Genomic DNA, 430 nt, shown 5'->3' with positions numbered 1-430 from the left:
CGGGGGCAGGTGGGGGGCGCTGTGCGCGCCTTCGCCCCCAGCGACCCGGTCAGCAGCGCGACGCGCGTCGCCTACTCCGCACCGCCGATCTGCCCGGCGAGGGCGCGGTCACCGAGCATCCCCGTGCTCGACCGGTAATGCTGCTGCGCGGGCACCTCGGTCGGCGCCAGCAGCGCCGCCTGCCCCCCACCGTCCACAACCTGCAACAGCGCCCGCAGCGCCACCACGGTCTTTCCCGCGCCTACGTCGCCTTGGAGCAGGCGGTGCATGGGGTGTTCCTTGGCCAGGTCCGCGGCTATCTCGGCGCCGACCTCGCGCTGGCCCTCGGTGAGTGCGAAGGGGAGGCGCGCGTCGAATTCCGCCTGGATGCCGCCGAAGGCCGGCGGGCGCGGCTTGGCCGGGAGCGCGGCGGCCTTCGGCGGCATCCAGG

1 pseudogene is annotated in these 430 nt (G+C 75.3%); it reads right to left on the bottom strand.

The annotated features are described in order from the left end of the window. Positions 1 to 74 precede the first annotated feature (74 nt). Positions 75 to 430: pseudogene (locus tag HUX53_RS00015) on the bottom strand (DEAD/DEAH box helicase); the annotation flags it as partial.

It is taken from the genome of Actinomadura sp. BRA 177, assembly GCF_013372625.1.
Classification (GTDB): Bacteria; Actinomycetota; Actinomycetes; order Streptosporangiales; family Streptosporangiaceae; genus Spirillospora.
This window is presented reverse-complemented; position numbering and strand designations above follow the sequence as displayed.